This is a genomic window from Nocardioides albidus (assembly GCF_006335005.1).
In the GTDB taxonomy this organism is placed as follows: domain Bacteria; phylum Actinomycetota; class Actinomycetes; order Propionibacteriales; family Nocardioidaceae; genus Nocardioides; species Nocardioides albidus.
Window position 1 is genome coordinate 132155 of record NZ_VDMP01000014.1, and the last position, 365, is coordinate 132519.

Annotated in this window: 1 protein-coding gene; it reads left to right on the forward strand. The window is 67.7% G+C overall.

The window, feature by feature from the left end; all coding sequences use genetic code 11:
* Window positions 1-323, forward strand: a 323-nt coding sequence (locus tag FHP29_RS02795) for a nuclear transport factor 2 family protein (RefSeq protein WP_240044264.1), incomplete at its 5' end; no start/stop codon positions are given.
* Window positions 324-365 lie beyond the last annotated feature (42 nt).

The window sequence follows — 365 nt, forward strand, 5'->3', positions numbered from 1 at the left end:
TCGAGGACCCGGTAGGCCCCTCGATGTTCGACCCCGAGGGCCGGGGCCACCACGGCCACGCCGGCCTCGCCGCGTTCTGGGAGAAGGCGATCGCGCCCATCGCGACCTTCGAGTTCCACATCGACGACTCGTTCGCCAACCCGGGCAGCAACACCTGCGCCAACATCGGGCGGATCAGGACGTCCTTCGCCGACGGCTCGCACACCACCACCGACCTGATCATGGTGTACGTCGTCGACGACGACGGCCGGGTGAGGTCGATGAAGGCGTTCTGGGAGCCCGAGCGCACGATGGCCAGCTTCACCTCCGCTCAGACGGCCTAGGTGTACCCGGCCATCAGGTTGGTAGCAGTCGGCTGATCGGCG